This is a genomic window from Erythrobacter sp. (assembly GCF_023653175.1).
Lineage (GTDB): Bacteria > Pseudomonadota > Alphaproteobacteria > Sphingomonadales > Sphingomonadaceae > Erythrobacter.
Genome location: NZ_JAMNXL010000249.1, coordinates 1 through 4118, shown reverse-complemented (window position 1 = coordinate 4118; position 4118 = coordinate 1). Strand labels below are relative to the sequence as shown.

General features: G+C 68.8%; 5 protein-coding genes. 2 read left to right on the top strand and 3 right to left on the bottom strand.

Annotated elements, in window-relative coordinates; translation table 11 throughout:
- Positions 1-35 precede the first annotated feature (35 nt).
- The 3 genes from NBV68_RS18270 to NBV68_RS18260 all read right to left on the bottom strand — a co-directional run bounded on the left by NBV68_RS18270 (position 36) and on the right by NBV68_RS18260 (position 2357).
- Complete coding sequence (locus NBV68_RS18270; RefSeq protein WP_081095341.1) at positions 36-212, bottom strand: YegP family protein; 177 nt, start codon at positions 210-212, stop codon at positions 36-38.
- Between the two features lie 61 nt (positions 213-273).
- Positions 274-1395, bottom strand: coding sequence for an FAD-dependent oxidoreductase (locus NBV68_RS18265; protein ID WP_296312721.1), 1122 nt, complete (start codon positions 1393-1395; stop codon positions 274-276).
- Complete coding sequence (locus NBV68_RS18260) at positions 1392-2357, bottom strand: alpha/beta hydrolase (RefSeq protein WP_296312719.1); 966 nt, start codon at positions 2355-2357, stop codon at positions 1392-1394. The genes NBV68_RS18265 and NBV68_RS18260 overlap by 4 nt, the downstream gene beginning before the upstream one ends.
- Before the next feature lie 134 nt (positions 2358-2491).
- Between NBV68_RS18260 and NBV68_RS18255 the strand changes: the two genes are divergently transcribed.
- Positions 2492-2977: a prepilin peptidase gene (locus NBV68_RS18255; protein ID WP_296312717.1), complete on the top strand. Its 486-nt coding sequence runs from the start codon at positions 2492-2494 to the stop codon at positions 2975-2977.
- 89 nt (positions 2978-3066) lie between these two features.
- Positions 3067-4118: Flp pilus assembly protein CpaB (cpaB, locus tag NBV68_RS18250; RefSeq protein ID WP_296312715.1), on the top strand; the 1052-nt coding region annotated here is incomplete at its 3' end.

Below are 4118 nucleotides of genomic sequence, written 5' to 3'. Positions count from 1 at the left end.
GGGGGGTCTGTGTCGCGCGTCAGCGCGACACGAAATCAGGAATTGTCTTCGACCTCGGCGTCGGGGCCGTTCTTCTTGATCGAATCGATCGCGTTCTGCGCGCTCGCCTTGCTCGAATAGCCCTGGGTCGAGAACATCACTTCCGAATTGTACTTGAAGCGCACCCGGAACTCGCCGGCGTTATCCTTGTAGATCTCGAACTTGTGAGCCATCGCTATTCCCTCCTTATGTGGTTAATCCACGTTAGGGAATGCCAGATGGGTGCAGCCTTGCCTAGGCCGATTGTAGCGCTGCGGCAAAGCGCGCAGGCGCATAGGCGGCCGCATCGATCCCGGCCGTCATGGCGTCCGGGGCCATCTCCAAAAGAAGCTGCGCGCCCAGCCGCGCGGCGGCGGGCGCGGTCTGGATGCCGAAGCCGCCCTGCCCTGCGAACCAGAAGAAGCCCTCGATTTGCGGATCGAAGCCGTAGACCGGCATCCGGTCGGGCGCGAAGCTCCTGAGACCCGCCCAGCGCCGCTCGACCGCCGCGATGCGCCAGTCGGTGACCTGCTGGAAACGGTCGATGGCGATGGCGACGTCGAGCTCCTCTGGCGCCGCGTCGCAGGGCTCGGAGGGGATCTCGTCATGGGGCGAGAGCCAGAGGCGGCCTGCGTCGGGCTTGAAGTAGAATCCGCAATTGATGTCGAGCACCAGCGGCAGGTCGGCCGGCGCGGGCGGATCGACGCGCAGCACGGCGACGGTGCGGCGGAACGGCGCGATGCCGACCGGCTGCACCCCGGCGAGCCGCGCGATCCCGTCCGCCCAGGCCCCCGCAGCGTTGACGATGGTCATCGCCCGCCATGTCTCCCCGCGCTCCGAGGTGATCGTCCAGGCCCCGCCCTCGCGCGCAAGCCCCGTGACCCTTGCGCGGGTGACGACCTCGGCGCAGTTGCGCCGCGCCATGGCCAGGTAATGCTGGTGCAGCCCCGCCACGTCGATGTCGGCGCAGGCGGGCTGATGCAGCGCCTCGCTCCATTCGGGGCGGATGTGCGGGACACGTTCGCCGAGCGCCGCAGGCGCGAGGCGCTCGATCTGCACCCCCGTCCCTTGATAGCTCGCGCGAAAAGCCTCCATCGCCTCGCGGTCTTCGCCGCGCCCGATGTAGAGCGCGCCGCGCGGCGTCAGAAAGCCGAGCTCGCCGAGATAGGCGCCCGAGGCACGGGTCAGCGGCACCACGCCGGGGCCGCCGTAGCATTCCTCCCAGAACGCCGCCGAGCGCCCGGTGGCGTGGTAGCCGGGCGCGTCTTCGCCCTCGAGCAGCAGCACACGGGCATAAAGGGCGAGCTCGGCAGCGATGCTCGCACCCGCCATCCCGCCGCCGATCACCGCAAATTCGTACATCCGCGTCGTATTCATGCGGGGGGAGCCACCCGGCCCAGGAATTCGGCGATCTTCGCCATGATTCCCGCGCGCACCGCATCGGTCTCGCGCAGCACCTCGTGATGCGCTTCCTCGCCCAGCATCAGCAGCTCGCCCTTGGGCAGGCGCGCGGCGGCGCGGACGTTGGCGGGGTGGCTGACAAGCTTGTCGATCGCGGTCGAGACGATCAGCACCGGCACGCCGACCCCCTCGAGCGCGCCGGGCGCTTCGAGCATGATCCACGAGGCATAGGCGCGCTCGACCCAGCGCCAGCTGGCCGGGCCCATCACCAGCTCGGGCCGCGTGTCGCGCCACCACATCTCGTCGGCATAGCGTTCGGGATCATGGGTGAGGAGGTTGACGCGCCTGGAAGGTGCCTCGCCCGGCTTCTCGCTCCACTTCCACGCCTGCCGCATCGGATCGCCGAGAGCGCACATTGCCTGCGCGACGCGGTGGAGCATGGCCAGCGGCAGCGGCGGTCCGTTGACCCCGGTCATCGGCGCGCTCAGCACCACGGCGTCAGGCACGACGCGCTTCTCCACCAGCGCCCGCAGCACGATATGCCCGCCCATCGAATGCGCGGCGAGCACATGCGGCCCCGGCGTCTCGGCGGTCCAGCGGCCCCACAGGAGCGCCAGATCGTCGATCCATATGTCGAAATCCTCGACATGCCCGGTCACCGCATCCTTGCCGAGCCGGCCCGAGCCCGCCTGCCCGCGCCAGTCCGACGCGGTCACGCGCCACCCGGCGCGGTGCCATTCCTCGAGCGTCTCGAGATACTTCTCGTAGAAATCCCCGCGCCCGGGGAGAAACAGGATCGATCCGCGCGAGGGCGTGGCGGCGCCCGGCCAGTCGATCCGGCGGATGGCGTGGCCATCGGCTGCTTGCCAGGTGCTCTCGGTGGCGGCGGCAGGAATGGCGCGGCGATCGATCGCGCCATCCATCACGGCAGCGCTCATCGCAGGTCTCGCCCGCGCGGAACGCACAAACCGGAAATCGTGGTTACTATTTGGTAAGTCATAACCTGTAGCAAGTGTCCCATTGAAGGACGGTCTGTGCACGGCGCACGGCCATGCTCCGGGGGCAAAGCACGATGAATTCCATTTCCTACGGTCTGCTGATCGGCTTGGCAATTGCGCTGGTCATTGCCGCCTTCACCGACATGCGGCGGCGCCAGATCGACAACTGGCTGAACGCCGCGATCGCGCTGACGGCGCCTGCGTTCTGGTGGGCGAGCGGGCTCGACCTGTGGCCGGGCGTCGCGACCCAGTTGGGCGTGGCGACTGCGGCGTTCTTCATCCTCGCCGGGCTGTTCGCGATGAAGGTGATGGGCGGCGGCGATGTGAAGCTGCTCACCGCGCTGGCGCTGTGGGTGCCGCCCTTCGTGTTCATGCAGCTGCTGCTGATCATGTCGCTCGCAGGCGGCGCGCTGACGATCGTGCTGGCGGGCTGGCACATCATCCGCGGCGAGCGCGACAAGATCAAGATTCCCTACGGGATCGCCATCGCTTTCGGCGGGCTGTGGGTGCTGTGGGCCAACTATCTGCCCGGCGTCTCCTTCGCCGCGCAATCGGCATAACCCGATTTTAACCAGTGAAGCCTTACGCACTGCAACCATACCTGCCCGCTAACCAACCCACGGGCCATTACGAGGGGGCTATTTGAGCCATGGATAGGAAGAAACGGGTTCTGCTGCTCGGTGCGCTGATCATTGCGATCGGGACCGCATTTGCCGCACGCAGCATGTTCGCCGGAGGCGCCGCCCCCGATGCCGAGGCCGCCGCCGTGCCCACCGGCCCGCGCGTGCTGGTTGCCAAGCGGGCGCTGACCGCCGGCACGATCATCACCGCCGATGCCCTCGGCTTCCAGCCCTGGCCCAAGGAGCTGGTGCAGGATGCCTACTTCATCGACGGCGAGGCCGACATGAACAAGCTGCTGGGCACCGTGGTCCGCTTCCCGATCACCGCGGGCGAGCCGGTCACCCAGGGCGCGCTGGTTGCGCCGGGCGACCGCGGCTTCCTCGCCGCCGCGCTGGCCCCGGGCATGCGCGCTGTCACCGTGCCGGTGTCGGCCACCACCGGCGTTGCCGGCTTCGTCTTCGCCGGTGACCGCGTCGACCTCGTGCTGACCCAGGCGGTCGAAGGCGAGCAAGGCACCCAGCCGCTCAAGGCCGCCGAAACCGTGCTGCGCAACCTGCGCGTGCTGGCGACCGACCAGACGGTCGAGAAGACGGTCGACGAGAACGGCAAGACCGAAGTCACCGAATTCCGCACGGTCACGCTCGAAGTCACCCCCAAGATCGCCGAGAAGATCGCCGTGGCGCAGACCATCGGCACGCTCAGCCTCGCGCTGCGCTCGATCGCCGACAGCCAGTCGGAGCTCGAACGCGCGGTCGCTGCGGGCGATGTCCAGATCCCCCCCGGCGCCACGCCCGAGCAGGAAGAGCGCATCCTCAAGGCTGCCATGGCCCGTCCGGTCGACAAGGGCACGACCTTCTCGACCGGCGGCGACGTGTCGCGCTTCCAGCGCACCACCGTGCCGCCCAAGAACGGCGGCGGGCAGCAGCAGGCCGCACCCTCCTACGCGCCGCCCGCCCCGTCGCGCCGCGCCACCGCCAGCGACAGCAGCGCCCCGGTGCCGGTCTACAAGGGCCCGAGCGTGCGCGTCACCCGCGGCAAGGAAACCACCGAGGAAAGCGTCCGCTCCGGTGCCGGCGCGGT